The organism is Phytobacter sp. RSE-02 (assembly GCF_040578655.1).
Classification (GTDB): Bacteria; Pseudomonadota; Gammaproteobacteria; order Enterobacterales; family Enterobacteriaceae; genus Phytobacter; species Phytobacter diazotrophicus.
On record NZ_JBEULY010000002.1, the window covers coordinates 434,696 to 460,929 of the forward strand.

General features: G+C 49.4%; 27 protein-coding genes, 1 tRNA gene, 1 other RNA gene and 2 pseudogenes. 14 read left to right on the forward strand and 17 right to left on the reverse strand.

Translation table 11 applies throughout. From position 1 onward, the window contains the following. The first annotated feature begins 133 nt into the window (after positions 1–133). From ABU190_RS05655 to ABU190_RS05665, 3 genes are read left to right on the forward strand one after another with little or no spacing between them, the layout of a single operon-like run. Positions 134–529: a YkgJ family cysteine cluster protein gene (locus tag ABU190_RS05655; RefSeq protein ID WP_354690674.1), complete on the forward strand. Its 396-nt coding sequence runs from the start codon at positions 134–136 to the stop codon at positions 527–529. A 33-nt stretch (positions 530–562) separates the two neighbouring features. Then, positions 563–1,306, forward strand: coding sequence for a YciC family protein (locus ABU190_RS05660; protein ID WP_125124751.1), 744 nt, complete (start codon positions 563–565; stop codon positions 1,304–1,306). Between the two features lie 40 nt (positions 1,307–1,346). Further along, positions 1,347–1,886 carry a septation protein A gene (locus ABU190_RS05665; RefSeq protein WP_039076913.1) on the forward strand — a complete coding sequence of 180 codons (540 nt, stop codon included), beginning with the start codon at positions 1,347–1,349 and terminating at the stop codon, positions 1,884–1,886. A gap of 310 nt (positions 1,887–2,196) precedes the next feature. On the opposite strand, the pseudogene ABU190_RS05670 reads toward ABU190_RS05665, so the two are convergent. Beyond that, positions 2,197–2,515, reverse strand: a pseudogene (locus ABU190_RS05670) (terminase small subunit); the annotation flags it as partial. Positions 2,516–2,630: 115 nt separating this feature from the next. Here ABU190_RS05670 and ABU190_RS05675 point away from each other — a divergent pair. Next, positions 2,631–2,831 carry a hypothetical protein gene (locus tag ABU190_RS05675; RefSeq protein ID WP_354690675.1) on the forward strand — a complete coding sequence of 67 codons (201 nt, stop codon included), beginning with the start codon at positions 2,631–2,633 and terminating at the stop codon, positions 2,829–2,831. Positions 2,832–2,947: 116 nt separating this feature from the next. Here the strand turns inward: ABU190_RS05675 and ABU190_RS05680 are convergent, their stop codons facing one another. Both ABU190_RS05680 and ABU190_RS05685 read right to left on the reverse strand, forming a co-directional pair. After that, a complete protein-coding gene (locus tag ABU190_RS05680) occupies positions 2,948–3,148 on the reverse strand; it encodes a hypothetical protein (RefSeq protein ID WP_317077646.1) in 201 nt (66 codons plus the stop codon). A 137-nt stretch (positions 3,149–3,285) separates the two neighbouring features. Then, positions 3,286–3,566: pseudogene (locus ABU190_RS05685) on the reverse strand (tyrosine-type recombinase/integrase); the annotation flags it as partial. Positions 3,567–3,715: 149 nt separating this feature from the next. Between ABU190_RS05685 and yciA the strand changes: the two are divergent. Next, positions 3,716–4,117: an acyl-CoA thioester hydrolase YciA gene (gene yciA / locus ABU190_RS05690; RefSeq protein ID WP_193796047.1), complete on the forward strand. Its 402-nt coding sequence runs from the start codon at positions 3,716–3,718 to the stop codon at positions 4,115–4,117. A 28-nt stretch (positions 4,118–4,145) separates the two neighbouring features. Here the strand turns inward: yciA and tonB are convergent, their stop codons facing one another. Continuing rightward, a complete protein-coding gene (gene tonB / locus ABU190_RS05695) occupies positions 4,146–4,877 on the reverse strand; it encodes a TonB system transport protein TonB (RefSeq protein ID WP_271851959.1) in 732 nt (243 codons plus the stop codon). Between the two features lie 210 nt (positions 4,878–5,087). Between tonB and ABU190_RS05700 the strand changes: the two genes are divergently transcribed. Continuing rightward, the gene (locus ABU190_RS05700) at positions 5,088–5,384 is read left to right on the forward strand and encodes a YciI family protein (RefSeq protein ID WP_039076911.1); all 297 of its coding nucleotides are present in this window, start codon (positions 5,088–5,090) and stop codon (positions 5,382–5,384) included. Positions 5,385–5,439: 55 nt separating this feature from the next. On the opposite strand, the gene ABU190_RS05705 is transcribed toward ABU190_RS05700, so the two are convergent. The 3 genes from ABU190_RS05705 to ABU190_RS05715 all read right to left on the reverse strand — a co-directional run bounded on the left by ABU190_RS05705 (position 5,440) and on the right by ABU190_RS05715 (position 6,652). After that, a complete protein-coding gene (locus ABU190_RS05705; protein WP_271851960.1) occupies positions 5,440–5,778 on the reverse strand; it encodes an SMR family transporter in 339 nt (112 codons plus the stop codon). Between the two features lie 18 nt (positions 5,779–5,796). Beyond that, on the reverse strand, positions 5,797–6,414 hold the full coding sequence (locus tag ABU190_RS05710; protein WP_079497532.1) for a LysE family translocator: 618 nt from the start codon (positions 6,412–6,414) through the stop codon (positions 5,797–5,799). A gap of 64 nt (positions 6,415–6,478) precedes the next feature. Next, the gene (locus ABU190_RS05715; RefSeq protein WP_125124753.1) at positions 6,479–6,652 is read right to left on the reverse strand and encodes a YciY family protein; all 174 of its coding nucleotides are present in this window, start codon (positions 6,650–6,652) and stop codon (positions 6,479–6,481) included. A 143-nt stretch (positions 6,653–6,795) separates the two neighbouring features. Here ABU190_RS05715 and cls point away from each other — a divergent pair, with 143 nt between their 5' ends. Next, entirely contained in the window at positions 6,796–8,256 is a 1,461-nt protein-coding gene (gene cls / locus ABU190_RS05720) for a cardiolipin synthase (RefSeq protein ID WP_039076985.1), read from the forward strand. Between the two features lie 34 nt (positions 8,257–8,290). Beyond that, positions 8,291–8,620, forward strand: coding sequence for an HI1450 family dsDNA-mimic protein (locus ABU190_RS05725; protein ID WP_039076909.1), 330 nt, complete (start codon positions 8,291–8,293; stop codon positions 8,618–8,620). 37 nt (positions 8,621–8,657) lie between these two features. Here the strand turns inward: ABU190_RS05725 and oppF are convergent, their stop codons facing one another. The 6 genes from oppF to ABU190_RS05755 form a co-directional block, all read right to left on the reverse strand. Then, positions 8,658–9,662: a murein tripeptide/oligopeptide ABC transporter ATP-binding protein OppF gene (gene oppF, locus ABU190_RS05730; RefSeq protein WP_039079158.1), complete on the reverse strand. Its 1,005-nt coding sequence runs from the start codon at positions 9,660–9,662 to the stop codon at positions 8,658–8,660. Then, positions 9,659–10,672: an ABC transporter ATP-binding protein gene (locus tag ABU190_RS05735; RefSeq protein ID WP_071194071.1), complete on the reverse strand. Its 1,014-nt coding sequence runs from the start codon at positions 10,670–10,672 to the stop codon at positions 9,659–9,661. The genes oppF and ABU190_RS05735 overlap by 4 nt, the downstream gene beginning before the upstream one ends. A gap of 11 nt (positions 10,673–10,683) precedes the next feature. Then, complete coding sequence (oppC, locus tag ABU190_RS05740) at positions 10,684–11,592, reverse strand: oligopeptide ABC transporter permease OppC (protein ID WP_193796042.1); 909 nt, start codon at positions 11,590–11,592, stop codon at positions 10,684–10,686. A 14-nt stretch (positions 11,593–11,606) separates the two neighbouring features. Next, a complete protein-coding gene (oppB, locus tag ABU190_RS05745) occupies positions 11,607–12,527 on the reverse strand; it encodes an oligopeptide ABC transporter permease OppB (protein WP_039079161.1) in 921 nt (306 codons plus the stop codon). Positions 12,528–12,611: 84 nt separating this feature from the next. Then, complete coding sequence (gene oppA, locus ABU190_RS05750; protein ID WP_354690676.1) at positions 12,612–14,243, reverse strand: oligopeptide ABC transporter substrate-binding protein OppA; 1,632 nt, start codon at positions 14,241–14,243, stop codon at positions 12,612–12,614. Between the two features lie 777 nt (positions 14,244–15,020). Next, the gene (locus ABU190_RS05755; protein WP_039079163.1) at positions 15,021–15,668 is read right to left on the reverse strand and encodes a YchE family NAAT transporter; all 648 of its coding nucleotides are present in this window, start codon (positions 15,666–15,668) and stop codon (positions 15,021–15,023) included. A 473-nt stretch (positions 15,669–16,141) separates the two neighbouring features. Between ABU190_RS05755 and adhE the strand changes: the two genes are divergently transcribed. Next, positions 16,142–18,823, forward strand: coding sequence for a bifunctional acetaldehyde-CoA/alcohol dehydrogenase (gene adhE / locus ABU190_RS05760; RefSeq protein ID WP_071194070.1), 2,682 nt, complete (start codon positions 16,142–16,144; stop codon positions 18,821–18,823). A gap of 524 nt (positions 18,824–19,347) precedes the next feature. Here adhE and tdk read toward each other — a convergent pair. After that, a complete protein-coding gene (gene tdk, locus ABU190_RS05765) occupies positions 19,348–19,962 on the reverse strand; it encodes a thymidine kinase (RefSeq protein WP_039079165.1) in 615 nt (204 codons plus the stop codon). A gap of 551 nt (positions 19,963–20,513) precedes the next feature. Here tdk and hns point away from each other — a divergent pair. Beyond that, positions 20,514–20,927: a histone-like nucleoid-structuring protein H-NS gene (gene hns, locus ABU190_RS05770; RefSeq protein ID WP_039079166.1), complete on the forward strand. Its 414-nt coding sequence runs from the start codon at positions 20,514–20,516 to the stop codon at positions 20,925–20,927. 267 nt (positions 20,928–21,194) lie between these two features. Here hns and galU read toward each other — a convergent pair whose 3' ends face one another. From galU to rssA, 3 genes are all read right to left on the reverse strand, one after another. Continuing rightward, positions 21,195–22,106 (reverse strand): UTP--glucose-1-phosphate uridylyltransferase GalU, encoded by a 912-nt coding sequence (galU, locus tag ABU190_RS05775; protein WP_039079167.1) that lies wholly within the window; start codon positions 22,104–22,106, stop codon positions 21,195–21,197. Positions 22,107–22,303: 197 nt separating this feature from the next. Then, positions 22,304–23,317: a two-component system response regulator RssB gene (gene rssB / locus ABU190_RS05780; RefSeq protein ID WP_110294963.1), complete on the reverse strand. Its 1,014-nt coding sequence runs from the start codon at positions 23,315–23,317 to the stop codon at positions 22,304–22,306. 93 nt (positions 23,318–23,410) lie between these two features. Continuing rightward, a complete protein-coding gene (rssA, locus tag ABU190_RS05785; RefSeq protein WP_354690677.1) occupies positions 23,411–24,322 on the reverse strand; it encodes a patatin-like phospholipase RssA in 912 nt (303 codons plus the stop codon). Positions 24,323–24,433: 111 nt separating this feature from the next. Here rssA and ABU190_RS05790 point away from each other — a divergent pair, with 111 nt between their 5' ends. The 4 genes from ABU190_RS05790 to ABU190_RS05805 all read left to right on the forward strand — a co-directional run bounded on the left by ABU190_RS05790 (position 24,434) and on the right by ABU190_RS05805 (position 26,200). Further along, positions 24,434–24,904, forward strand: a complete 471-nt coding sequence (locus tag ABU190_RS05790) for a YchJ family protein (protein ID WP_354690678.1) — start codon at positions 24,434–24,436, stop codon at positions 24,902–24,904. A gap of 36 nt (positions 24,905–24,940) precedes the next feature. Beyond that, positions 24,941–25,783, forward strand: a complete 843-nt coding sequence (gene purU / locus ABU190_RS05795; protein WP_039079171.1) for a formyltetrahydrofolate deformylase — start codon at positions 24,941–24,943, stop codon at positions 25,781–25,783. Between the two features lie 158 nt (positions 25,784–25,941). Further along, positions 25,942–26,026, forward strand: a tRNA-Tyr gene (locus tag ABU190_RS05800). Between the two features lie 43 nt (positions 26,027–26,069). Beyond that, a non-coding RNA gene (locus ABU190_RS05805) (RtT sRNA) lies at positions 26,070–26,200 on the forward strand. Positions 26,201–26,234: the final 34 nt, after the last annotated feature.

Sequence of the window (26,234 nt, forward strand, 5' to 3'; positions counted from 1 at the left end):
TTGTATTCACATCAATTTTGCCGTTTAAACTTGCTAAAAAAATCGTTATCGCCCCCTCTTGCCGACGCGTGTCCGTGGGTCTACTTTAATGAACTCACAATTTGAATTGATGCGTAGTTATTGCAGGTGTGCCATGAGTGATCTCAACCCGTGCATGTCGTGCGGAGCCTGTTGTGCTTATTTTCGTGTCTCTTTCTACTGGGCCGAAGCGGATGACGCTGGTGGTTCCGTACCAGCTCAACTGACTGAGCCTGTCACCCCCTTTTTACGCTGTATGCGCGGAACCAATCAGAAGCGAAGCCATTGTGTCGCGCTGGAAGGCATTCCGGGTGAGTCAGCACGTTGCCGTATTTATGAGCAACGGCCATCTCCGTGCCGCGAATTTATGATGTCGGGCGAGAATGACGAGGCCAATGAGGCCTGCGATCGCGCCCGTGCGTATTACGGATTACCACCGCTTTACAAAGATATGCTTTTCCATACATCCACGGAGGCTGCCACCGATGGCGCTTTCAGGGTACAATTGTGATGAATTTAACATTGCAGAACTCAAGGAGAGTGCATGTCTATCACGGCAGAATCCGTTTACCGTGACACGGGGAATTTTTTTCGTAATCAGTTTGTTACCATTTTACTGATTGCACTTCTATGTGCATTTATTACAGTGCTGTTAGGGCGCGTCTTTTCGCCCAGTGACGCCCAGCTTTCGATCCTGGGTGAAGGTGATTATCTGGCGGAAAGCACCGGGTTGTTTGACCTGGTCCGCAATATGACGCCGGAACAGCAGCAGGTATTGTTACGCTTATCAGCGGCAGCCACCTTCTCCGGTTTGATCGGGAATGCCATCCTGGCGGGCAGCACATTGATGATGATCCGGATGATCTCGGCAGGGCAACGCGTTAGCGCGCTTCGTGCTATCGGTGCCAGTGCGCCGGTTTTGCCCGCGCTGTTTATCCTGTTCATGTTGACAACTTTTATGGTGCAAATCGGCATGATGTTCATCTTCGTACCCGGCGTATTACTGGCTATTTTGCTGGCGTTCGCACCGGTGATGATGGTTCAGGATCGCGCGGGCGTCTTCTCGGCGATGCGTGGCAGTATGCGTCTGGGCTGGAACAATATGCGTCTGGTCGCACCTGCGGTCATCGGCTGGTTGCTGGCAAAAATCGCACTGTTGATGTTTGCACATAATTTAGCGTTTCTTACGCCGGAAGTCGGTGCGGTGGTCGCAAACACGGTGAGCAACATGATATCTGTCGCTTTGCTCATTTATCTGTTTCGCCTGTATATGCTGATACGTCAGTGATTTTTCGCCTGCGAAGCAGGCAATTTAACGGAACCGTAGAATGAAGCAGTTTCTTGATTTTCTCCCACTGGTGGTGTTTTTCGCTTTTTACAAGCTGTATGACATTTATGCAGCAACGACAGCTTTGATCATCGCTACGGCTGTTGTCCTGATTTATAGCTGGGTGCGTTACCGTAAAGTCGAAAAAATGGCGCTGATTACTTTTGTGCTGGTGGCCGTTTTCGGTGGACTGACGATTTTCTTCCACAATGACGAATTCATTAAATGGAAAGTCACGGTTATCTACGCCCTGTTTGCCGGTGCCTTGCTGTTTAGCCAGTGGGTAATGAAAAAACCACTTATCCAGCGCATGCTGGGTAAAGAGCTCACCCTGCCCCCGGTAGTATGGGAGCGCCTCAACCTTGCCTGGGCGCTGTTTTTCATCCTTTGTGGTCTGGCCAATATTTATATCGCCTTCTGGCTGCCGCAGAATATCTGGGTGAATTTCAAAGTGTTTGGCTTAACGGCGCTGACCCTTATCTTTACCGTATTAAGTGGTGTTTATATCTATCGTCACATGCCGCAGGACGATAAACCATAACTCAAAAATTAAAACCAATAATTTCAATGAATTAATTGTTTTATTGGTGTGTAAAAAATCATATAAGCACGCTATCGTGTCCACATTAAACGAAGCGTGCTTCTTTTTTTGATGATGTTGCTACTCATCACATCGCGGGCAGTCGCCTTTATCTCGCCCCTCCGCCAACGAAAATCCTCCCTTCTGGCCCCTTATTTAACCTTTTCGACATTCCAGGAGTTCATCTACTTTGAATCGGTCTGAATGAAGGTACTCATTGCGGACGATTCGCCCAGACGCAAACGCGAGAGGAATACCTGACTTATCTTGCGATTTCAAGTCCGGTAAGCGTGGTTTGCCACAACCATGGCCACAGACGAATCGCTTTCAGGCTGCCAGCCTGATTGAGGAAGTCCAGAATATCCATCTGGTCGATTTCAACCAAACGCCGGAGCACATAAGCAGCATCAATACCGACAACTTCGTTGCCGCTTCGCTTTGAGCTCGGCGATCCTGTTTAGGATGTCAAATTTTGACACGTTCTGGGCAGCTATACGGTTTGCTGTACCCAACCGTATAGCTGCTTGCATGGGGTTTAAATCAACGAGGTACTCGCGACAGAACCTGTCCTGTTTTGCGTTGAGTGCCATTAACAAGCCCCTATTTTGAAAGAGTATGATTTATATATGTTACGAAATAAAAAAGGTAAAACAGGATATAGAATGGATCATCCGTGAACGCAAAACCAATACCAGGCCAGGAACCATGCACGGTAATGTGACAATTATCAGTCTGGAACAGAGCTTCTTTGCCTATGATAAGCTTCTGAAAAACATGGACGTAAACGGCAATGTAGATACTGTAAAAGATGATCTTAAAGGAATTGATGTCACAGCAGATTTGATTGAAAAAATTAAATTTGGCATTTCGGGAACCCGTTGGGCTCAATTAAATGCCCGCCATTAGGAGGCCCTGGAAGCACAGCGTTCCCCAGGCTCACAACAGAAAGATCTCGTTAAGATGCGCGTGTGCAATAAAAACCCCGCTATTGAGCGAGGCTGCAATCGGCTGAAATGTCAGTATCACGACACTTTTAAAGCATCAGCGATAGCATCAGTGAGAGCTTTAATTTGCTGTGCAACATGTTGCATTTCTCTATCTGCTTTGCATGCCGCAGCAGCGTCATAGCGTCCAACAGATACCTTTGCAATTTCTAATGCTGCTTTTACCACTTCTGCTCGATTATTCTCTTCGATTGTATTCGATATATACTTGTCAAGCATTACAACCTCCTTTTCATAAACAGTCCGTAGAATAATCTTAAGATTTATCTGAATAAAGCATAATTACAGATATACACTGAATACCTACCATTTTTTGCAGTACCCATGCCCTTGAGTCATCAAATCGGTTCGCCTGGTCAAAGACCATACCCAATCATGGTTGTTGAATGATGCTGCCAGATACCTAACCCTTCATGCGGATCGCCCATATAATCATGCAGGTTGTACCTGTCCATCACTCTTCAATCTGATGCCCCAGCAGTTTTTCAATGACGTGCGGAGGAGCTACTAATTCAGATAATCGCGTAGCAACAATCCTTCTTAAATCGTGAAGAGACTATGGTTTCATGCCGTTTTTATTGATGACCTGAGTTGAACAGGTGGACACCAGCTTTTGCCCCGGTGGGATATCTTGCTTATCCCTGAAACGATAAATCCTGAGTGGTACATAAAAAACCGGGCACTGCCCGGTTTTTTTTCTACATATCAGCTTATCTAATTGTTTTCAGCCATAAATCCATAGTAGCATCCCGCCAGAATTCCCCCTTCTTTATTGATGAGATAATCATGTCTAACACTCAGGATGCACCGCAGGGCGAACTTGTCCTGCGCACACTGGCAATGCCGGCAGACACCAATGCGAACGGTGATATTTTTGGCGGCTGGCTGATGTCGCAGATGGATATGGGCGGAGCAATCCTTGCTAAAGAGATCGCTCACGGACGCGTCGTCACTGTCCGCGTCGATGGTATGACTTTCCTGCGCCCGGTCGCCGTGGGCGATGTGGTGTGCTGTTATGCGCGCTGTGTGAAACGCGGTAATACGTCGGTTACCATCAACGTCGAAGTCTGGATTAAAAAGGTTGCCTCAGAACCTATTGGTCAACGTTATAAGGCCACGGATGCACTGTTTATTTATGTTGCCGTGGATAACGACGGCAAACCGCGACCGCTGCCCGTGCAGGCATAAAAAAGCCTCCATCTGGAGGCTTCATTGCTTAATCCATTGTCGCGCCACCGTCCATACGGAAGATAATGTTAACTGTGATGCCGGTGCCTGGTTTACCCGGTTCATAACGCCATTTACGCATGGCCGTTTTCACCTCACGCTCAAACATATTCGCCGGCTGCGCTGAAAGAATTTCCACGTTGTCGATACGTCCATCCTGTAATACGTCAAATTTCACGCGAACACGTCCTTCGATACGTAAGGCTTGTGCACGCGGAGGATATTGGGGCTGGGTGCGGCTTAATGCGCGCGGGCCTGCCGGGACCGATGGCACAGGTTTGGTGGCGATGGCTGGTGCGTTATTCATCGCCGGCCGTGGCGGTGCGTTACTTTCTACCGGTGCCGCCGGGCGGGGTTCTACCGGTTTTGCTTCACGCTTAGGCTGCTCGACTTTTTTCTCCGGTTTAGGCTTCGGTTTAGGTTTGGGCTTCGGTTCAGGTTTGTGGATTACCACCGGCGCTTCTTTTGGCGGCTCGGGAACGGGTTCTGGCTCGGGTTCCGGCTCCACAACGGGTTCTGGTGGTGGCTGCACCGCCTGCGGCGGCTCCAGCTCTGCGGGTGTCACCATGGTCACCGTAATCGGCGTAGCGGGTGCCGGTAATTCAATAACCTGATGTACCGAGGCATACAAGATGGCCGCCACGACAGCGCCATGCATACCGACGGACAACAGTGTCGGCCAGGGAAAGCGACGGGGTAAATCAAGGGCCATTGAAGTCATAATCGTTTCAGTTGAAAAAGCAAAGCTAGATTCTAAATGCAAATAGCAATCATATTCAACCAGCCATCGCATCTGCCCCGGTTTTTGCGCGCATATGGTTAAAAAAAGGCCGCACTGAAAGGGGAAGTTCACGCGCCATCATCTTTGCGTTGCAGGCATTTATGGATTCACATAACGTAGTTGTTTTCTCATAATGAAGGAGCCCTACCCGTGCTTTATGTAATTTTCTCACAGGACGTTGCTGATTCCCTCGAAAAACGCCTTTCCGTGCGCCCGGCTCATCTGGCACGTCTGCAATTGCTCCATGACGAAGGTCGTTTATTAACGGCAGGCCCTATGCCAGCCGTAGACAGTAACGATCCGGGTGCGGCGGGTTTTACCGGATCAACCGTTATCGCTGAATTTGAATCTCTGGAAGCGGCGCAGTCCTGGGCCGACGCTGACCCGTACGTCGCGGCTGGTGTTTACCAGCACGTCATCGTTAAGCCGTTTAAGAAGGTGTTCTGACTGTCAGAAATAACAAAGGGGTAAAAATCATAATACCCCTTTCTTTTACCCGTGTTTAATGGGCAATCGTTTTTGAAAACAAATTAATAATAACCACGCCAGCAATAATTAACCCCATCCCCAGCATCGCCGGAAAATCCAGTTTCTGTCCGTGAATAATCCAGCCCACTGTACCAATTAATACAATCCCTACCCCGGACCAGACGGCGTAAATCACCCCGGTAGGTATGGTGCGCATTGGGATGGTCAGACACCAGAATGCAATACAATAGCCAACAATACTGATGATGCTGGGCACCAGGCGGGTAAAACTATCGGAACTTTTAAGCGCAGTGGTCGCAATGACTTCACTGACGATCGCCAGGGCGAGAAAAATAATGGCTTCTTTATTCATGGTTATCCAAAGGCGAAATTAACGTTTACTTAGCGCAAGACGGGTTGCGAAAAGCAAAAACACAACCCCGGTAGTGCGATCCATCCAGCGTATAACGGCTTCTTTACGTAAAAATGATGACAATGGGCGCGTCGCCGCGATTAACGTTGTTGACCATATGGTTCCCAGCACCACATGAATCATCACCAGGCCAAATGTCCAAATAATAAGCGGCTGCCCATGCGGAATAAACTGTGGCAAAAAAGAGACGTAGAAAATACCCATTTTGGGATTCAGTACATTGCCTAACATGCCACGAATAAACCAGTTCTGCTTTTTATCTTCACCCGCAACAGAGAAAACAGCGCTACGCGGGCGAATGAGCATATTCACGCCCAGCCAGCATAAATAGGCAGCGCCACAATATTTGAGAATAGAGTATGCCAGTTCCGATACCGCAACTAATGCCCCAAGGCCGAAGGCAACGGCAGCCCCCCAGATGAGACAACCGGTGTTAATGCCAAAGGCTGCTTTAAATGCCTGACTCCGGCCCTCCACCGCGGCAGTACGTAAAATTAGTGCGGTATCGAGACCCGGTGTGAGCGTGAGCAATGTCGCCGCAAGGGTAAAAGCAATCAAACTATCAATAACAGACATGCAGCATTCACCCTTTTGAGAAAGAGATAAAAAACAATGGGCACCATAAAGGTGCCCAGGACCATCAGAACCCATAAAAATCAAAAACTAACGCGTTGCGATGCCGATTAAGAATACACTTTCTTATCGCGTGGATACGCATATTGCGACGGGACTGCCCTTCCAACCAGCGCGCCTTGCGACGACTGGCCTGCCGGGACATACGCCAGCGCCCCACTTCCGTTCTACTACGCTTCATTTCTACGACTCTTTCCTAACAAAGAACCCCCATTATAAACCCTGGATGTCACCAGACCAGTCCTTTTCAGCGCCGTTTTTGTTTGCCAGATGAGTCCTTATGCGTAAACTCCTTATATCAGATTTTCAAAAGGATTTTTTGTTATGACAACCTTCTACACGGTTGTGAGTTGGCTGATCTTTTTGGGCTACTGGCTGCTCATCGCTGGTGTGACGCTGCGCATTCTAATGAAGCGCCGTGCGGTCCCTTCTGCCATGGCATGGCTGCTGATTATTTATATTCTCCCTCTGGTGGGAATTATTGCGTATCTGTCCGTTGGGGAACTACATCTTGGTAAGCGCCGCGCTGAGCGCGCTCGTGCGATGTGGCCATCCACTGCCAAGTGGTTAAAAGACCTTAAGACGTATCACCATATTTTTGCGACTGAAAACAGCAGCGTCGCCACTTCTCTGTTCAAACTCTGCGAACGGCGTCAGGGCATTGCGGGCGTGAAAGGTAATCAGCTCCAGTTGCTCACCTCCTCAGATGACGTGATGCAGGCATTGATCCGCGACATTCAGCTAGCCCGCCATAACATCGAGATGGTTTTTTATATCTGGCAGCCAGGAGGAATGGCCGATCAAGTCGCCGAATCCTTGATGGCGGCGGCCCGTCGTGGTGTGCATTGCCGTTTAATGCTCGATTCAGCAGGCAGCGTGGCGTTCTTCCGCAGTCCGTGGGCCGGCATGCTGCGCAATTCAGGTATTGAAGTGGTCGAATCGTTAAAGGTTAATCTGATGCGTGTGTTTCTGCGTCGTATGGACCTGCGCCAGCACCGCAAGATGATCCTTATCGATAATTACATCGCCTATACCGGCAGTATGAACATGGTGGACCCCCGCTTCTTCAAACAGGATGCGGGCGTCGGTCAATGGGTCGATTTAATGGCAAGGATGGAAGGCCCCGTGTCTACCGCGATGGGGATCGTCTACTCCTGCGACTGGGAGATAGAAACCGGGAAACGCATCCTCCCACCGCCACCGGATGCCAATATCATGCCGTTCGAGCAGGCCAGCGGGCACACAATCCACACCATTGCCTCTGGTCCGGGATTTCCGGAAGACCTTATTCACCAGGCATTATTGACCGCGGTTTATGCCTCGCGCGAATACCTGATTATGACGACGCCCTATTTCGTCCCCAGCGATGATCTTCTGCATGCCATTTGTACCGCCGCGCAACGAGGCGTTGACGTTAGCATTATCCTGCCGCGTAAGAATGACTCGGTGCTGGTTGGCTGGGCAAGCCGGGCCTTTTTCACCGAACTACTGGCTGCGGGGGTAAAAATCTATCAGTTTGAAGGCGGACTTCTGCATACGAAAAGCGTGCTGGTCGATGGCGAGTTAAGCCTGGTGGGAACAGTGAACCTTGATATGCGTAGTCTGTGGCTTAATTTTGAGATTACACTGGTTATCGACGATACCGGCTTTGGCAGCGATCTGGCGGCCGTGCAGGATGATTATATTTCGCGGTCTCGCTTGCTGGACGCGCGTCTGTGGGTTAAACGACCGTTCTGGCACCGGATCGCAGAACGACTGTTTTACTTCTTTAGCCCATTGCTGTAAAACGTGCCCAAATGATATTAAACAGGTAGTCATTATGGAAATGGATCTGAACAACCGCCTGAGCGAAGACGAAACGCTGGAGCAGGCTTACGATATTTTTCTCGAACTTGCGGCGGATAATCTCGACCCGGCAGATATCATTCTGTTCAATCTTCAGTTTGAAGAGCGTGGCGGTGCGGAATTGTTTGATCCCAGCGAAGACTGGCAAGAGCATGTTGATTACGATCTGAACCCGGACTTTTTCGCCGAGGTGGTGATTGGCCTCGCGGATAGCGACGGCGGCGAAATCAACGATGTCTTTGCCCGCGTACTGCTCTGTCGCGAGAAAGATCATAAGTTGTGCCACATTCTGTGGCGCGAGTAGTAAAAAGAAAAGGCTGACTTTCGTCAGCCTTTTTCATTTAGAGCGGGTCAACCTTAAGGCACGAGACCGCATGGCGGAAGCTACCTTCCAGCACCGGGCGGGTCTGCGCGCACTCGGGTCCGGCAATCGGGCAACGCGTACGGAACACGCAGCCTGACGGTGGGTTGATTGGTGAAGGCAAATCCCCTTCCAGCAACTGAATCTGCTTGTTCTTTTCCAGATCCGGGTCCGGGATTGGCACAGCAGACATCAGCGCTTTGGTATAAGGGTGCTGCGGATTGTGGTACACCTCGTCATAGGTACCCAGTTCCACCGCGTGGCCCAAATACATGACCAGCACGCGATCGGAGATGTGCTTCACCACTGCGAGATCGTGGGCGATAAAGATCAGCGACAACCCCATTTCCCGCTGCAATTTTTGCAGCAAGTTGACCACCTGCGCCTGGATTGACACGTCCAGTGCAGAAACCGGTTCGTCACAGATAATCAGCTTCGGTTCGAGGATCAGCGCACGGGCAATGCCGATACGCTGACACTGACCGCCTGAGAATTCGTGCGGGTAGCGGTTAATCAGGTTTGGCAGCAGGCCCACTTTCATCATCATGGCTTTGACGCGGTCACGCACTTCCTGACGCGGCATTTTCGGATGATAAGTACGCAGCGGTTCCGCGATGATTTCACCAATGGTCATACGCGGATTCAGAGATGCCAGCGGGTCCTGGAAAATCATCTGAATGTCACTGCGCACGTCGCGCCATTCATCAGGCTTCATCCCGAGCAAATCTTTGCCCAGCCACGCCACTTTGCCGTCAGTTGCTTTGACAAGCCCAATAATCGCACGGGCAAAGGTCGATTTCCCACATCCGGATTCGCCCACTACGCCGAGGGTTTCCCCTTCATACAGACGCAGCGTAACGCCGTCTACCGCTTTCAGTGTTTTGGATGGCTGCCAGAACCATTGCTTACCGTCTTTTATGTCGAAATGGACTTTCAGGTCAGCAATTTCCAGGAGTACTTTTCTTTCTTCTGTAACGGCATTCATACCAGTTCCTCCACCGGCTTAAAGCAAGCGCGCAAACGTCCCGGGGCAAACTCCTCCAGCGGCGGAGCACTGTTACAAATTTCCATCGCATGCGGGCAACGCGGCTGGAATGGACATCCTTTCGGCAACCGCAGCAGGTTCGGCGGGTTACCAGGGATGGTCAGCAACTCTTCACCTTCGGCGTCGAGGCGCGGTACCGCATTGAGCAGACCGATCGAATAGGGATGTGCCGGATGGTAGAACACATCGCGCGCCACACCGTATTCCATAGTACGCCCGGCGTACATCACCAGCACTTTGTCACAGATGCCCGCTACCACGCCGAGATCGTGGGTGATCATGATAATGGCAGTGTTGAATTCACGTTTAAGCTCATTGAGCAACGTCATGATCTGCGCCTGTACAGTCACGTCCAGCGCGGTAGTCGGTTCGTCGGCAATGAGCAGTTTGGGCCGGCACATTAATGCCATAGCAATCATCACGCGCTGGCGCATCCCGCCGGAAAACTCATGCGGGTACATGCGCATACGCTTACGCGCTTCCGGCATTTTCACGGCGTCGAGCATTTTGACCGACTCTTCAAATGCTTCGGCCTTACCCATGCCTTTATGAAGCATCAGCACTTCCATTAACTGCTCACCGACCCGCATATACGGATTCAGTGAGGTCATCGGGTCCTGGAAGATCATGGAAATCTGCTCGGCACGCAGTTTGTTCAGCGCATGCTCAGGCAAGTTCAGAATCTCTTTGCCATTGAATTTCGCCGAACCACCAATACGCCCGTTCGATGCCAGCAGGCCCATCAGTGCAAATGCGGTCTGAGATTTACCCGAACCCGATTCCCCCACAATGCCGAGGGTCTCACCGGCACGCAGGCTGAAGTTCAGGTCGTTTACCGCCGTAACGTCACCGTCCGGGGTTTTAAATGTCACACGCAGATCGTTAACATCCAGAAGAATGCCCGAATGCTGCTGCGCCTGTGGCGCCAATGAGGTTTCATGCTTGCTCATAACAGCACTCCTTAACGATCTTTCGGGTCGAGAGCATCACGCAGCCCATCGCCGATAAAGTTGAAACAGAATAACGTTACCACCAGGAAGCCTGCCGGAAACAGCAGCAGCCACGGGGAAACTTCCATCGAGTTTGCGCCATCGCTGAGCAATGCGCCCCAACTGCTTAACGGCTCTTGCGTCCCCAAACCAAGGAAACTCAGGAACGATTCGAACAGAATCATGCTCGGCACTAATAGCGAGGCATACACCACCACGACGCCCAGTACGTTGGGAACGATATGGCGAATGACAATATTGCCCGTCGATACACCGCCTACCTGAGCCGCTTCGATAAACTCTTTACGTTTCAGACTCAGCGTTTGACCACGGACGATACGCGCCATATCCAGCCAGGAAACCATACCGATAGCGACAAAAATGAGCAGGATGTTTTGCCCGAAGAAAGTCACCAGCAGGATAACGAAGAACATAAATGGGAATGAGTTGAGGATCTCAAGCAGACGCATCATCACAGAGTCCACTTTACCGCCGAGGTAACCGGACAGTGATCCGTAAAGTGTTCCCAGGATAACCGCAACCAGCGCGGCAGCAATACCGACCATAAGCGAAATACGCCCACCAATGGCTACGCGCACCAGGAGATCACGACCAGATGAATCCGTCCCGAAATAGTGCCCGGAGGTTGTATCAGGCGCACTGGACATCATGCCCCAGTCCGTATCGAAATAGCTAAACTGCGATAGCATCGGCGCGAGGGTCACGAAAAGCGCGATAAAGAACAAGACGACAAGGCTGGCGACCGCTGCACGGTTGTGCATAAAGCGACGTCGTGCATCCTGCCACAGACTGCGACCTTCTACTTCCAGTTTTTCACTGAAGTTTTCCAGCGCCTCGCTGTTTTTTTTACTTAACATCATGGCGTACTCCAGTGTTAATAACGAATTTTCGGATCGATAACGGCATACAGCACATCGACAATCGCGTTAAATACAATAGTCAACGTCCCTACCAGTATGGTCAAACTTAATACCAGCGAGTAATCACGGTTCAATGCGCCATTCACAAACAACTGGCCGATACCGGGTAAACCGTAAATCGTTTCGATAACCATTGAGCCGGTGATAATACCGACGAAGGCGGGCCCCATATAGGAGAGCACGGGCAACAATGCGGGTTTCAGCGCATGGCGGAAAATAATACGGCGCATCGGTAAGCCTTTCGCACGTGCGGTACGAATAAAGTTTGAATGCAGCACTTCAATCATCGAGCCACGCGTTATACGCGCAATACTGGCGATATAGGCCAGAGATAATGCGACCATCGGTAGGATCATGAATTTTGGCGCGCCGCCATTCCATCCCCCGGCGGGTAACCATTTAAGCGTGATGGCGAAAATCATCACCAGCAGCGGAGCGACAACGAAGCTCGGTATCACAACCCCGGTCATCGCCAGCCCCATCACGGAATAGTCCCATCTGGTATTTTGTTTCAGCGCGGCAATGACGCCCGCACTCACGCCAAAAATCACCGCCAGTAAAAACGCCGCAGCGCCTAATTTCGCAGAAACAGGGAAGCTGGCCGCGACCAGATCATTCACCGTGTAATCTTTGTATTTAAATGACGGCCCAAAATCACCGTGCGCGAGCTGTTTCAGATAGCTGGCGTACTGGGTCAGAATCGGATCGTTCAGATGATATTTCGCTTCGATATTCGCCATGACTTCTGGCGGCAGCGTACGCTCACCGGTAAAAGGACTACCCGGCGCAAGACGCATCATAAAGAATGAGATAGTAATAAGAATAAATAGCGTCGGAATCGCTTCCAGACAGCGACGTAGGATAAATTTCAACATTGCCCGTACCTTCTGGCCTGTGCCTTTGTAGTGCGATGAAATAAGACACTGTGGGGCAGGATTACCCTGCCCCACTCATTGCCATTAATGCTTGATAATATACAAGTTTTTAACGTAGATATTATCCATCGGGTCTTTACCGGTATAACCACCCACCCACGGTTTCACCAGACGGGCGTTTACGTAGTAATACACCGGGACAATCGCAGAGTCTTTATCGAGCTGCTGTTCAGCCTTGGTGTAAAGCTCCGTACGTTGCGCTTCGTCGGTGACTTGCAGCGTGTCGGTAATCAGCTTATCAAAGGCCGGGCTCTTATAGTGCGCGGTGTTGTTGGAGCTGTCAGACAGCATGGTATTCAGGAAGGATGTCGGTTCGTTATAGTCCGCACACCAGCCTGCACGCGCCACGTCAAAGGTGCCCTGATGGCGGCTGTCGAGGAAAGTTTTCCACTCCTGGTTCTCCAGCTTGACGTCTACGCCCAGGTTTTTCTTCCAGATAGAAGCAACCGCGATAGCCAGTTTTTTATGCAGGTCAGAGGTGTTGTACAGCAGGTTGAAAGTCAGCGGTTTGTCAGCCGTGTAGCCTGCTTCAGCCAGCAGTTTTTTCGCTTCTGCGTTACGCTTGTCTTGTGACCACTTGAACCATTCCGGCTCAACCAGTTTTGCACCGTCAGTGTATGGCGGGGTGTAGCTGTAGGCTGGCAAATCGCCCTGGTTCTTCACTTTATTGACGATGATGTCACGATCCAAAGCCAGTTTCAGCGCGGTACGAACACGAACGTCAGTAAACGGCGCTTTCTGGTTATTGATTTCGTAATAATAAGTACACAGGTACGGGTCAACGTGGACTTCTTTTGGAATTTCTTGTTTCAGTTTCTGGAACAGTTCAATCGGCATGTTGTTATAGGTCATGTCGATTTCACCGCTGCGGTAGCGGTTAACGTCAGTCACTTCTGAGGAAATAGGCAGGTAAGTTACCTGGTTAATTACCGTTTTCGCGTTATCCCAGTAATTGGTATTACGCTCAAGCACAATACGTTCGTTGACTACCCAATCTTTCAGTTTGTACGCACCGTTAGTCACGATATTCGCGGGCTGCGTCCATTTATCACCGAATTTCTCGACAACGGCTTTAGGAACTGGCGACACGGAGGCGTGTACCAGCAGTTTGTAGAAATAAGGAACCGGTTCGCTCAGCGTGACTTCAAAGGTATTGTCATCAAGCGCTTTTACACCCAGGTCTGAGGTCGGTTTTTTACCGGCAATGATGTCATCGATATTCGCAATGTGACCATATTGCAGGTAGCTGGCGTAAGGGGATGCAGTTTTTGGATCTGCCAGACGCTGCCAGCTATAAACGAAGTCGTGTGCCGTAACCGGAGAACCGTCGGACCATTTCGCATCTTTACGCAGATGGAAGGTCCAGACTTTGAAATCTTTGTTTTCCCACTTTTCAGCGACACCGGCACTCGGATGGCCTTCAACGTCTGTGACTAACAGGCCTTCAAACAAATCGCGGCTGACGTTTGATTCCGGCACGCCTTCAATTTTATGCGGATCAAGAGACTGTACTTCCGAACCGTTATTACGAACCAGCGTTTGCTTCTCTGCCAGTTGAACGCCTGCAGGAACATCCGCCGCCATGGCTACGTTACCTGCAATTAGCGCGGAGAGAACGCCCGCCGCTACGAGACTTTTTTTTGTGATGATGGACATTGTGTTGATACTCCACTCATTATAATTACTGACATTAATGCCAGCCTGTTTTGTCCCCTAAAGGGGGCCTGTACAGCGCAGGAGCTTTTGGCTGCTGTCAGGCATCGTTTTACTGCTTGCTATCACCGACTTTATTTTTTACGAGCCGCTCGGATGGCGCCCTTACGTCGATATCGTTATACGTCTCCCCTGTCGAGACGCCTGTTACTTTTGCAGGACGAGATTTGTATTTGAAAATAATTCTCATCTGCGTAGATTCTTAAAACAAATATAGGGCCGGAAAGTACCAAATGGCCCATTACGCCGCCAATACAATTTGCAAATTTGTTAACTAATTCTCTTTTATTCGCGCTTTCATCCGCGTTGTAAGAACGCGCAGCCGTGCCCTGGTAAAAAATTAGTCTTTTCAATCATACAGATAGATAGTAATTCATCGGTGTTGTTACATTCGCAGTACGATTGCGCGTTTTTTTGCACAAAAAATCAACATTCGATTATTATCTAGCACATTTGTCTGTCTGAGCGACGAAATTACTAATATCATTTCAATTATCTGACAGCAAGCCCCAGAGTATCGTGTGAGGGAAATAACAGTGTTGTTGGATTAATTTCTCGCCATTTAGCAATGTAACGAAATGTAAAACACTGAAATAAAAGAATTTATTTAAATCATGTTGATTTATTATATTTATGGTTTTTTCTGACTTTAGTTATATGATTTGCTGATAATGCTGCGTTTCCAACGCCCTGCGCAGCATTGTTTCGCCAGGAAGCAAGTCAGTGTAGTAAACCCGGGAATATCCCTTTAACGCCTGCAACGATAAATTCAATACCGAGTGCCATCAGCAATAAACCCATGATACGGGTAATCACGTTAATCCCGGTCTGCCCAAGCAGGCGCACCAGCCAGGGTGCGATGCGGAACACGCCCCAGGAACAAAAAGCAAAAAGGGCTATTGCCACTGAAAATCCCGCGAGGTACTCCACGCTGTGGTAACGCGTACCCCAGACAATAGTCGAGCTGATAGCCCCCGGCCCTGCCATTAAAGGTAAAGCCAGCGGCACAACACCGATACTCTCTCTGATCGCCGTTTCTGATTTCTCTTGCTTGTTTTGTTTGTCCTCACCCAGTTTGCCGCTGATCATCGACATCGCTATGGTTACCACCAGGATCCCCCCCGCAATACGAAACGAGTCAATCGAAATACCAAATAACTGAAGAATCCCGTCCCCCAGAAAAAGCGACGTCCAGAGAATGATGGCAACGGAAAGGTTAGCGGTGAGATTAGTTTTGTTCCTCGCCCCAGCCGTTTGATAACTGGTCATACTAATAAAGACTGGAATAATACCGATGGGATTTACCAGTGCGAACAGGCCGATGAAAAACTTAGACCAGGTTGGAAAGTCAAACAGTGTTTGAGTCACAGAGTGCTCCGCAGCAGTGCAAGGCAAAGAAGAAAGTATAGAAACAATAAGACCCTGCTAAATATACGATTATTTGCAGCACAACTCACCATAAATCCTGTCATCTTCCTTACATCCCGGCATGTTATGCATTTGTACTAATTATGATAATGTTAGTTGGCGCCGCCCTTTTATCATTAACATTTGATACAAACGCCCAAAAACAGCCTGCTGAAAGGTGTCAGCTTTGCTGTAACTTGATTTAGATCACGTAATCGGTACTCAGAAGTGAGTACTCTTGGAGACGTCGTCAGGGAGTAGAACCATCAGTTTGAATGATGTTTCGTTGAGGCTCTTTCAGTAAATCAGTTAGGTTGGGCAAGGCGCTAACTACTTGTTTTTCTGTAATTTACGCAACCTGCACCCGGTCTGTCTATACTGTCGTTTCGGACAGCTGGTTTACTAAAAGAGTTTAACATTATCAGGAGAGCATTATGGCTGTTACTAATGTCGCTGAACTTAACGCACTCGTTGAACGCGTGAAGAAAGCCCAGCGTGAATATGCCAACTTTACTCAAGAGCAAGTTGACAAGATCTTCCGCGCCGCCGCTCTGGCTGCCGCTGATGCCCGTATCCCTCTCGCTAAAATGGCCGTTGCCGAATCCGGCATGGGTATCGTCGAAGATAAAGTGATCAAAAACCACTTTGCTTCTGAATATATCTACAACGCTTATAAAGATGAGAAGACCTGCGGTGTCCTTGAGGAAGATGACACTTTTGGTACCATCACCATCGCTGAACCTATCGGTATCATCTGCGGTATCGTTCCAACAACTAACCCAACTTCTACGGCAATCTTCAAGTCGCTGATTAGCCTGAAGACTCGTAACGCCATCATTTTCTCTCCACATCCGCGCGCTAAAGATGCAACAAACAAAGCGGCTGATATCGTTCTGCAGGCGGCTATCGCTGCGGGCGCACCAAAAGATCTGATTGGCTGGATTGACCAACCTTCTGTTGAACTGTCTAACGCATTAATGCATCACCCTGACATCAACCTGATCCTCGCAACTGGCGGCCCGGGCATGGTGAAAGCAGCATACAGCTCCGGTAAACCAGCTATCGGCGTAGGCGCAGGCAACACACCTGTTGTTATCGACGAAACCGCTGATATCAAACGTGCTGTCGCTTCTGTTCTGATGTCTAAAACCTTCGACAACGGTGTTATCTGTGCTTCCGAACAGTCAGTAGTGGTTGTTGATTCTGTTTACGACGCTGTTCGCGAACGTTTTGCTACCCACGGCGGCTACCTGCTGCAGGGTAAAGAGTTGAAAGCCGTTCAGGACATTATCCTGAAAAATGGCGCGCTGAATGCCGCCATCGTTGGCCAACCGGCATACAAAATTGCTGAACTGGCAGGTTTCACTGTTCCTGCAACGACCAAAATTTTGATCGGTGAAGTGACTGTTGTTGACGAAAGCGAGCCGTTCGCTCACGAAAAACTGTCTCCGACTCTGGCGATGTACCGTGCGAAAGATTTCGACGATGCGGTAGTAAAAGCAGAGAAACTGGTTGCCATGGGCGGTATCGGTCACACCTCTTGCCTGTACACCGACCAGGATAACCAGCCGGCTCGCGTGCAGAAATTCGGCGCGGAAATGAAAACCGCACGTATCCTGATCAACACCCCGGCCTCTCAGGGTGGTATCGGTGACCTTTATAACTTCAAACTCGCACCTTCCCTGACTCTGGGTTGTGGTTCATGGGGTGGTAACTCCATCTCTGAAAACGTTGGTCCGAAACACCTGATCAACAAGAAAACCGTTGCTAAGCGAGCTGAAAACATGTTGTGGCATAAACTTCCGAAATCTATCTACTTCCGCCGTGGCTCTCTGCCAATCGCGCTGGATGAAGTGATTACTGATGGTCACAAACGCGCGCTGATCGTGACTGACCGCTTCCTGTTCAACAACGGTTATGCAGACCAGATCACCTCTGTTCTGAAAGCGGCTGGCGTAGAAACAGAAGTCTTCTTCGAAGTTGAAGCTGACCCGACACTGACTATCGTACGTAAAGGCGCAGAGCTGGCGAACTCCTTCAAACCTGACGTGATCATCGCGCTGGGTGGTGGTTCCCCGATGGATGCCGCGAAAATCATGTGGGTCATGTACGAACATCCGGAAACTCACTTCGAAGAACTGGCGCTGCGCTTTATGGATATCCGTAAACGTATCTACAAGTTCCCGAAAATGGGTGTGAAAGCGAAAATGGTTGCTATCACCACCACTTCCGGTACAGGTTCAGAAGTGACGCCGTTCGCAGTTGTAACTGACGATGCCACTGGCCAGAAATATCCGCTGGCAGACTATGCTCTGACCCCGGATATGGCGGTTGTTGACGCAAACCTGGTCATGGACATGCCGAAATCACTGTGTGCATTCGGTGGTCTGGATGCAGTAACCCACGCGCTGGAAGCTTACGTTTCTGTACTGGCGTCTGAGTTCTCCGATGGTCAGGCTTTGCAGGCTCTGAAACTGCTGAAAGAAAACCTGCCAGCGTCTTACCATGAAGGTTCTAAAAACCCGATTGCACGTGAGCGTGTACACAGTGCTGCTACCATCGCGGGTATCGCGTTTGCAAACGCCTTCCTGGGTGTGTGCCACTCCATGGCGCATAAACTGGGTTCACAGTTCCATATTCCGCACGGTCTGGCGAACGCCCTGTTGATCTCCAACGTTATCCGCTATAACGCGAATGACAACCCGACTAAACAGACTGCATTCAGCCAATACGACCGTCCGCAGGCTCGTCGTCGTTATGCAGAAATCGCTGACCATCTGGGTCTGACTTCTGTTGGTGACCGCACTGCTGCGAAAATTGAGAAACTGCTGGCATGGCTGGAAACCATCAAAGCTGAACTGGGCATTCCTAAGTCAATCCGTGAAGCAGGCGTTCAGGAAGCTGACTTCCTTGCTCACGTTGACAAACTGTCCGAAGATGCGTTCGATGACCAGTGTACCGGTGCTAACCCACGTTACCCGCTGATCTCTGAGCTGAAACAAATCCTGCTGGACACCTACTACGGACGTGAGTTCAAAGAAGGCGCGCCATCAGAAGTGAAAGCCGAAGCAGTAAAAGCGGATAAAGCAGACAAAAAAGCGAAGAAAACCGCTTAATTGTCCTGGCTACGATAACCTGCCTGATGGGTAACACCTGTCAGTAAAGCAAGATGACCGGTTGAACTTTCCGGCAGGTAAACGACAAAAGCCCTATCAATTTTTTGATGGGGCTTTTTTATATTTTCAACATACCTTGATGTAATCTCTAACCGCGCTGAATCCGCCTCATTCTTCTGCTACCAGCAGACTATTTCTGTCGAATCGACTTAAGTCCACAGCCGTAAGCGTAAACATCCCACAGACGTCACTGGCTGGCTGATATTGGCTATGCGAGTATTTTCATACGCATAGATACGTCTGAGCAGACAGGTGGCGGGGATAAACGAAGGGAATGCGGAGAGGCACACTGAGTATCCAACCACCAGACCGTGTGCCCTGATATCGCTGTAGAAGCGGTTAGCGCCGCATAAAGGTGATATGCACTACACGACGTTCTTATTATCCCGGGCGCAAATCCTGAGGCTTTTAAGCGTTGTTTTTGAGCCCGTAATCAATCAGCAGCGCACGTAGCTACAGTTGAACTATCCTCTTACTCGCGCCTGAATAGCGGACAGAGAGCCTTCTGTGAGAGCCTCTTTATAATGTTTACGGCAAACGGACACATAGCGCTCATTACCGCCAATAACGACTTGCTCACCCTCATTATATGGCCGACCCGCCTGATCAAGGCGTAGCACCATGCTGGCTTTACGTCCGCAGAAACAGATCGTTTTTAGTTCAACCAGTTTATCTGACCACGCCAGAAGATATTGGCTACCGATAAACAACTCGCCACGGAAATCGGTTCTTAATCCATAACAGAGCACGGGAATATCAAGTTCATCGACAACGTCAGACAACTGATATACCTGCTGGCGGGTTAGAAATTGACTTTCATCAACTAAAACGCAGTGGATAGGTTCGCGCTGGTGCTCAGCATTAATTTCATCTTTAAGGGATGTATTTTGGTTAAAAAGACGCGCCGGCGACGATAAGCCAATACGTGAACTTACCTTCCCTGCCCCAAAGCGGTCATCAATTTCCGCGGTATAGACCAGCGTCCGCATGCCACGTTCCTGATAATTGTAGGAAGACTGCAGTAAAGCCGTGGATTTTCCGGCATTCATCGCTGAGTAGTAGAAATAAAGTTGCGCCATTGCCCGCAAGACCCCAATCAAAGTGTGATATTCCTCGGCAGGATTGTATCATATTTTAACATGCCACCTGGAATGCCGGGCGTACACTTTACTTACGTTGCGGACATGATTTCAACGATATACTTCACGCTATTTTTCTCTCGTAAGCTGTTGCTGACAAAGAAACAGACAATAAGCGCACCGCGCCTTTTCTGGGCATAAAAAACAAGAAATTTCAGCGCCAGGCTCAAGAAATTATTAATGTTTTATGCAAAACGACGCTGTTGTGAACCCTAATAAAAAAGGTTGATATTTATCCATCGAAACTATAATTCGTATGAGATTAATCAGTTAAAAGCGCTGATTAAACACCTGAGCCGTTCGGGTGATAATGCTTTCTATATGGCTTTTTTGTGCGGTTCTTCAAGAAAAATTTAAGTTAGCGTTTTTTAAAAATGTGGTAAATAAAGAGGAAATTTGAATTCCTTACATTCTCACCTATTGCACTACTCAAATTAACGCTCTATTATTAGCTCAACAAACCACCCCAATATAAGTTTGAGATTACTACAATGAGCGAAGCACTTAAAATTCTGAACAACATCCGTACTCTTCGTGCGCAGGCAAGAGAATGCACTCTGGAAACGCTCGAAGAAATGCTGGAAAAATTAGAAGTGGTAGTTAACGAGCGTCGTGAAGAAGAAAGCGCTGCAGCTGCTGAGATCGAAGAACGTACTCGTAAACTGCAACAATATCGTGAAATGCTGATTGCTGATGGTATTGATCCGAATGAACTGCTGAACAGCATGGTCGCAGCTAAAACCGGAACTAAAGCTAAACGCGCTGCACGTCCGGCTAAATATAGCTACGTTGACGAAAACGGTGAAACTAAAACCTGGACTGGCCAGGGCCGTACCCCAGCAGTAATCAAAAAAGCGATGGACGAACAAGGTAAACAATTGGAAGATTTCCTCATCCAGGAATAATCCTAAGCCTTTATGAAGAATCCCGCCGATGGCGGGATTTTTTTTGACCGTTTTTTTAGCCATTGTTGCTGAGCAATATTCCGTAGCGATGAAGATAAACGTGCATTGCTGATACTATTTGCTCACCAACGTTCCCGTATCGATATTCCCACTGCGTACAAAGATTTCTTCTGGCTCCTGGTCAGTCACTCCAAAGGTGTCTGCATGCAATAAAAAAGCCGGAGTGATAATCATCAATCCGGCTTTATTCCCTGGGACTAAATCAGGTTACGCTTTAGCGACACCGACAACGTCTTCCAGCCAGGCTTTAAATTCTTCGCCAAGTACATTATGGCGAATACCATATTCTACGAAAGCCTGCATATAACCCAGCTTATTACCGCAGTCATGGCTTTTGCCTTTCATGTGATAAGCTTCGACGGTCTCTTTCTCGATAAGCATATCGATGGCGTCGGTCAGCTGAATCTCATCACCTGCTCCCGGAGGCGTTTTCGCCAGCAGCGGCCAAATCTCTTCGCTGAGGACGTAACGGCCTACAACAGCGAGATTAGACGGCGCGACATTCGCTTTCGGTTTTTCAACCACACCGACCATCGGTACGCTGTCACCCGGTTTGAGTTCAGCGCCTTTACAGTCAACAACACCGTATGCAGTCACATCGGCAACCGGCTCAACCATAATCTGGCTGGCTCCGGTTTCGTCGAAACGCTTGATCATTTCCGCCAGGTTATCCTGGGAAAGATCGGATTCGAATTCGTCCAGAATAACGTCAGGAAGAATAACCGCCACCGGTTCATTTCCTACAACCGGATGCGCACACAGCACCGCGTGTCCAAGCCCCTTAGCTAGCCCCTGACGGACCTGCATAATGGTGACGTGCGGCGGGCAAATAGCCTGAACTTCTTCCAGCAATTGACGCTTCACGCGTTTTTCCAGCATGGCTTCAAGCTCAAAGCTGGTATCGAAATGGTTTTCGATAGAATTTTTCGACGAATGCGTAACCAGAACAATTTCGGTAATACCCGCAGCGATACACTCATTCACGACATACTGAATTAATGGCTTATCAACCAACGGTAACATTTCTTTAGGAATCGCCTTTGTCGCCGGCAGCATCCTGGTTCCCAATCCCGCAACCGGGATAACTGCTTTAGTCACTCTCGAATTTATGGCAGCCATTGAAAATCTCCTGGTCTGTTCACGCTTTGAGCATGTTCATGAATTAATTCGCATCTGAGTATATCAGTACCATCGTAATGACCTGGTCTGAAAAGGACGCTATAACGTTTAATTAGGATTAATACGCAAAACTGTGGCGATAGTACCACTCGCTTTAAAAAGGAGGTAAAGCTATCTGCGCAATACGTTGCGATTGCTCATTCCGCAGACAACATTAAACGCAGACGGCCACCGGCCCCCCATACCTGACATTGCCAGGCATCGCACCGCTGACTCAATTGGTTCAGATACGTATTTCCTAAAGTACCCAACGGTACGCCGTTACTGATTTGAATTTGGTGTTCGCCAGTATTTAATGTCGCATTAAGGCCTGCCGACACTAAAATAAGGTTCTTTAATTCGCTGTGATAATACCCAACCAGCAGAGGAAACTGTCCGGGCAAATTTGCCTGGCGCAGTAACTGGTTTACCTGCTTAAGCAAGCTGCCCATTTCGGGGAGTTTTTGATGCTGATGTGACAATTGTTCCTGAAGTAAGCCGTTGAACAATGCACGCAGTAATAATGCTGCCAGAACACCATTATTGCCTGCGCGTGTCACATCAAGGCAATAAAAAGCCAAGTCGTGTGACGATATTGGCGCAATATCAAGCACCAGGCCCGGTTGATCGGCAGACACTAGCTGGCGGTAATTAACCCGGCAACCGGACATCTTCTGCTGAACCGGCGGCTGTAATTCCTGTAAAAGTTTGGCGGCAGCCTGGGGATTTTCAACCAGAGCATCCCAATCCTGGAACAAACGTTCTTCTTCTTCGACACGCGAATTAAACATATTGGGATAGAGACAGGCGAACACGGTCTCTTTTAGACGATTAAGATCTTTAACCGGCTTAAGTAAAACGTCTTGCACCCCTAAACGCAGCGCCTTCGCAATATCTGCCATGTTATCGGTTGCAGAAATGACGAGCACCGGCATTTGATCGCCTTTATTGCGCAAATGTTCGACAAGCTTAAGGCCATTCATTCTCGGCATGGCGATGTCGCAAATCATGAGATCAGGGGAAGCCCTGTCCAGTTGTTCGAGCGCTGAGACACCGTCATCCGCGACCAGTGTTTCCGCTCCCAGAGATGAGAGCCAGGAATCCAGCAGCGAGCGGAAGACGGGTTCGTCTTCAACGATCAGTATCTGTTTTCCTGCTAACGGCTGCGTCATCTTATCTCCCCTGCCCGACGATAAATAAATAGTGGCATGATCTATCAATAATCGCCTGTCAGAATTTGCTGAACTCGAATAAAAAAAACATACTTAGTCTATTGTCCTTACCAACGGTAGTAGTTCATCGATTTTCTTTTCAACAGCAAGTTGCCCCGCAGCGATTGCCGCCTCTGCCCGATGAAAATCAAGTGTCGAAATTTGCGGGCAAATTGGCTGTATTAAAATATCGGGGGGATCGCCAGCCATTCGGTTGCGCTTAAGTCGATTCTCAAGTACCTGAATGGAGGTGGTCATGATTTCCATTGCCGTCGGTGCAACAACAGTGCGCCGGGCCTTCATTTTACTTAGCCTGTCCCGAAGACGTTCATGCCAGCGCAAGTCGTCGCTCTCATCGCCTTCTTGCGCCTCTTCCATCAACGTCGTCGACACCAAATCCTGCTGCATCAAATGCGCGTCATGCTGCAGGTCGACGGCAATAACGATATCCGCCCCCAGTGCGCGTGTCAGGGAGACAGGAACCGGATTCACCACCGCGCCATCAACCAGCCAATAGCCATTATGGGCAACGGGCGACATAAGACCCGGCATACTGCACGATGCACGCACCGCCAGATGAAGATCGCCTTCGGTAAACCATAGCTCTCGCCCGGTGCTGAGGTTGGTTGCTACAGCACCAAATTTCAACTGACAATCAGTGAACAGCGTTTCGGGCAGGACTTGCCGATAGTGGTTGAAAACACGTTCGCCGCGTAATAATCCACCGCGTCGCCACGACGGATCCATAAGTTTGAGGACGTCCCAGTAACTGAAAGAGCGTACCCACGCTTCCAGTCTGGGGAGCTTATTGCAGGCGTACGCGGCGCCCACAAGGGAACCAATAGAGCACCCCGCCACGACGTCAATCTTGATCCCTGCGTGTTGCAATGCGTTTATCACACCAATGTGTGACCAGCCTCTGGCGGCCCCTGATCCCAGCGCCAACCCAATTTTAACCGTTCTCATTACCTGGATTTTTGTCCCCCGGAACGACTGGCGTAGCCACGAAGCTACAGCTCAGTTAACATAACGCTACTCTGGCTTATAGTGCCGTTATTTTTGTACAGGAAGCCGATTTTGTCTCAACTCTGCCCCTGCGGTAGCGCAGTCGAGTATAGCCTATGTTGCCAGCCTTATCTGTCTGGCTCACAGGTTGCGCCAGATCCATCACATCTTATGCGCTCCCGCTATAGCGCATTTGTGATGAAAGATGTCGACTATTTAGTTAGCACCTGGCACCCGACTTGCCATGCCGCCACGTTTCGTCCGGACATTGAAGCCGGTTTCAACCGTACCCAGTGGCTGGGTTTGACGGTGTTCGAACATGCCAGCGGGAAAAACGACACAGAAGGTTACGTCAGTTTTATTGCCCGTTTCAATGAGGATGGCAAAGCGGGAGCAATTATTGAACGTTCCAGATTCTTAAAGGAGAACGGCCGGTGGTATTATATTGACGGCACACGACCGCAATTTGGCCGTAACGATCCGTGTCCATGCGGGTCCGGTAAGAAATTCAAAAAGTGCTGCGGGCAATACGCCCAGCGATAACTCATAGCAAACACCATCAACAGGATTTACCCGGCAATGCATTCATTACAACGTAAAGTATTACGCACCATTTGCCCTGACCAAAAAGGTCTCATCGCGCGGATTACTAACATTTGTTACAAACACGAACTCAATATCGTGCAAAACAATGAGTTTGTTGACCACCGCACCGGTCGCTTTTTCATGCGTACCGAGCTGGAAGGTATTTTTAACGACTCTACCCTGCTGGCCGACCTGGACAGCGCGCTACCGGAAGGTTCTGTCCGCGAACTGAACCCCGCGGGACAGCGTCGCGTGGTTATTCTGGTGACCAAAGAAGCACATTGTCTTGGCGACTTATTAATGAAAGCCAACTACGGCGGGCTGGATATTGATATTGCAGCGGTCATCGGCAACCATGAAACGCTGCGTTCGCTGGTTGAGCGCTTTGATATTCCGTTTGAACTGGTCAGCCATGAAGGGTTAACCCGCGAAGAGCACGATGAGCGGATGGCGCAAGCCATTGAAGCACATCAACCGGATTATGTGGTGTTAGCGAAGTACATGCGTGTACTGACACCGGGCTTTGTCTCCCGTTTTCCGAATAAAATTATCAATATTCACCATTCGTTCCTGCCGGCATTTATCGGCGCGCGTCCTTACCACCAGGCTTATGAGCGCGGGGTAAAAATCATCGGCGCGACGGCACACTACGTAAACGATAATCTGGACGAAGGTCCAATCATTATGCAGGACGTCATTCACGTCGATCACACTTACACTGCCGAAGATATGATGCGTGCGGGCCGCGATGTTGAAAAGAATGTCCTGAGCCGTGCGCTGTATCAGGTGCTGGCGCAACGTGTCTTCGTTTACGGTAACAGAACGATTATTCTTTAATCGCTAACGGAATGAATTGATTAGCTTTAATCCGTTACGGATGAAAAGTACGCAAACGGTTCAGTTTCGTTGAAGGAAAGCTTTACAGCGGCGCGTCATTTGGTATGATGCGCCCCGCTTCCTGAAACGGAGGCAGGCTAGTATAAGCATTACCCCGTGGTGGGGTTCCCGAGCGGCCAAAGGGAGCAGACTGTAAATCTGCCGTCATCGACTTCGAAGGTTCGAATCCTTCCCCCACCACCATTATTGACCACTGCAATGTGGTAATACCGATGAGAGTTCGCGAAGTTTGCACTTATCGGGAAGGGTGAGAACCTTCGATTAAGGTTCGAGTCGAGCGAAGCGAGACAACGTTGCCGCAGGCGACGGCCCGAAGGGTGAGGAGCGAAGCGACGAATAATCCTTCCCCCACCACCATTTTTCACTACAGCGATGTAGTAAAACCGACAAG

Coding starts and splice junctions, on each gene's coding strand:
- ABU190_RS05725 (WP_039076909.1), top strand. CDS start 8,291: ATGGAAATGGATCTGAACAACCGCCTGAGCGAAGACGAAACGCTGGAG.
- hns (WP_039079166.1), top strand. CDS start 20,514: ATGAGCGAAGCACTTAAAATTCTGAACAACATCCGTACTCTTCGTGCG.
- yciA (WP_193796047.1), top strand. CDS start 3,716: ATGTCTAACACTCAGGATGCACCGCAGGGCGAACTTGTCCTGCGCACA.
- ABU190_RS05660 (WP_125124751.1), top strand. CDS start 563: ATGTCTATCACGGCAGAATCCGTTTACCGTGACACGGGGAATTTTTTT.
- ABU190_RS05715 (WP_125124753.1), bottom strand. CDS start 6,652: ATGAAGCGTAGTAGAACGGAAGTGGGGCGCTGGCGTATGTCCCGGCAG.
- oppC (WP_193796042.1), bottom strand. CDS start 11,592: ATGATGTTAAGTAAAAAAAACAGCGAGGCGCTGGAAAACTTCAGTGAA.
- adhE (WP_071194070.1), top strand. CDS start 16,142: ATGGCTGTTACTAATGTCGCTGAACTTAACGCACTCGTTGAACGCGTG.
- rssA (WP_354690677.1), bottom strand. CDS start 24,322: ATGAGAACGGTTAAAATTGGGTTGGCGCTGGGATCAGGGGCCGCCAGA.
- tdk (WP_039079165.1), bottom strand. CDS start 19,962: ATGGCGCAACTTTATTTCTACTACTCAGCGATGAATGCCGGAAAATCC.
- ABU190_RS05675 (WP_354690675.1), top strand. CDS start 2,631: ATGCACGGTAATGTGACAATTATCAGTCTGGAACAGAGCTTCTTTGCC.
- oppA (WP_354690676.1), bottom strand. CDS start 14,243: ATGTCCATCATCACAAAAAAAAGTCTCGTAGCGGCGGGCGTTCTCTCC.
- ABU190_RS05710 (WP_079497532.1), bottom strand. CDS start 6,414: ATGTCTGTTATTGATAGTTTGATTGCTTTTACCCTTGCGGCGACATTG.
- tonB (WP_271851959.1), bottom strand. CDS start 4,877: ATGACTTCAATGGCCCTTGATTTACCCCGTCGCTTTCCCTGGCCGACA.
- ABU190_RS05680 (WP_317077646.1), bottom strand. CDS start 3,148: ATGCTTGACAAGTATATATCGAATACAATCGAAGAGAATAATCGAGCA.
- purU (WP_039079171.1), top strand. CDS start 24,941: ATGCATTCATTACAACGTAAAGTATTACGCACCATTTGCCCTGACCAA.
- ABU190_RS05705 (WP_271851960.1), bottom strand. CDS start 5,778: ATGAATAAAGAAGCCATTATTTTTCTCGCCCTGGCGATCGTCAGTGAA.
- ABU190_RS05665 (WP_039076913.1), top strand. CDS start 1,347: ATGAAGCAGTTTCTTGATTTTCTCCCACTGGTGGTGTTTTTCGCTTTT.
- galU (WP_039079167.1), bottom strand. CDS start 22,106: ATGGCTGCCATAAATTCGAGAGTGACTAAAGCAGTTATCCCGGTTGCG.
- rssB (WP_110294963.1), bottom strand. CDS start 23,317: ATGACGCAGCCGTTAGCAGGAAAACAGATACTGATCGTTGAAGACGAA.
- cls (WP_039076985.1), top strand. CDS start 6,796: ATGACAACCTTCTACACGGTTGTGAGTTGGCTGATCTTTTTGGGCTAC.
- ABU190_RS05655 (WP_354690674.1), top strand. CDS start 134: ATGAGTGATCTCAACCCGTGCATGTCGTGCGGAGCCTGTTGTGCTTAT.
- oppB (WP_039079161.1), bottom strand. CDS start 12,527: ATGTTGAAATTTATCCTACGTCGCTGTCTGGAAGCGATTCCGACGCTA.
- oppF (WP_039079158.1), bottom strand. CDS start 9,662: ATGAATGCCGTTACAGAAGAAAGAAAAGTACTCCTGGAAATTGCTGAC.
- ABU190_RS05735 (WP_071194071.1), bottom strand. CDS start 10,672: ATGAGCAAGCATGAAACCTCATTGGCGCCACAGGCGCAGCAGCATTCG.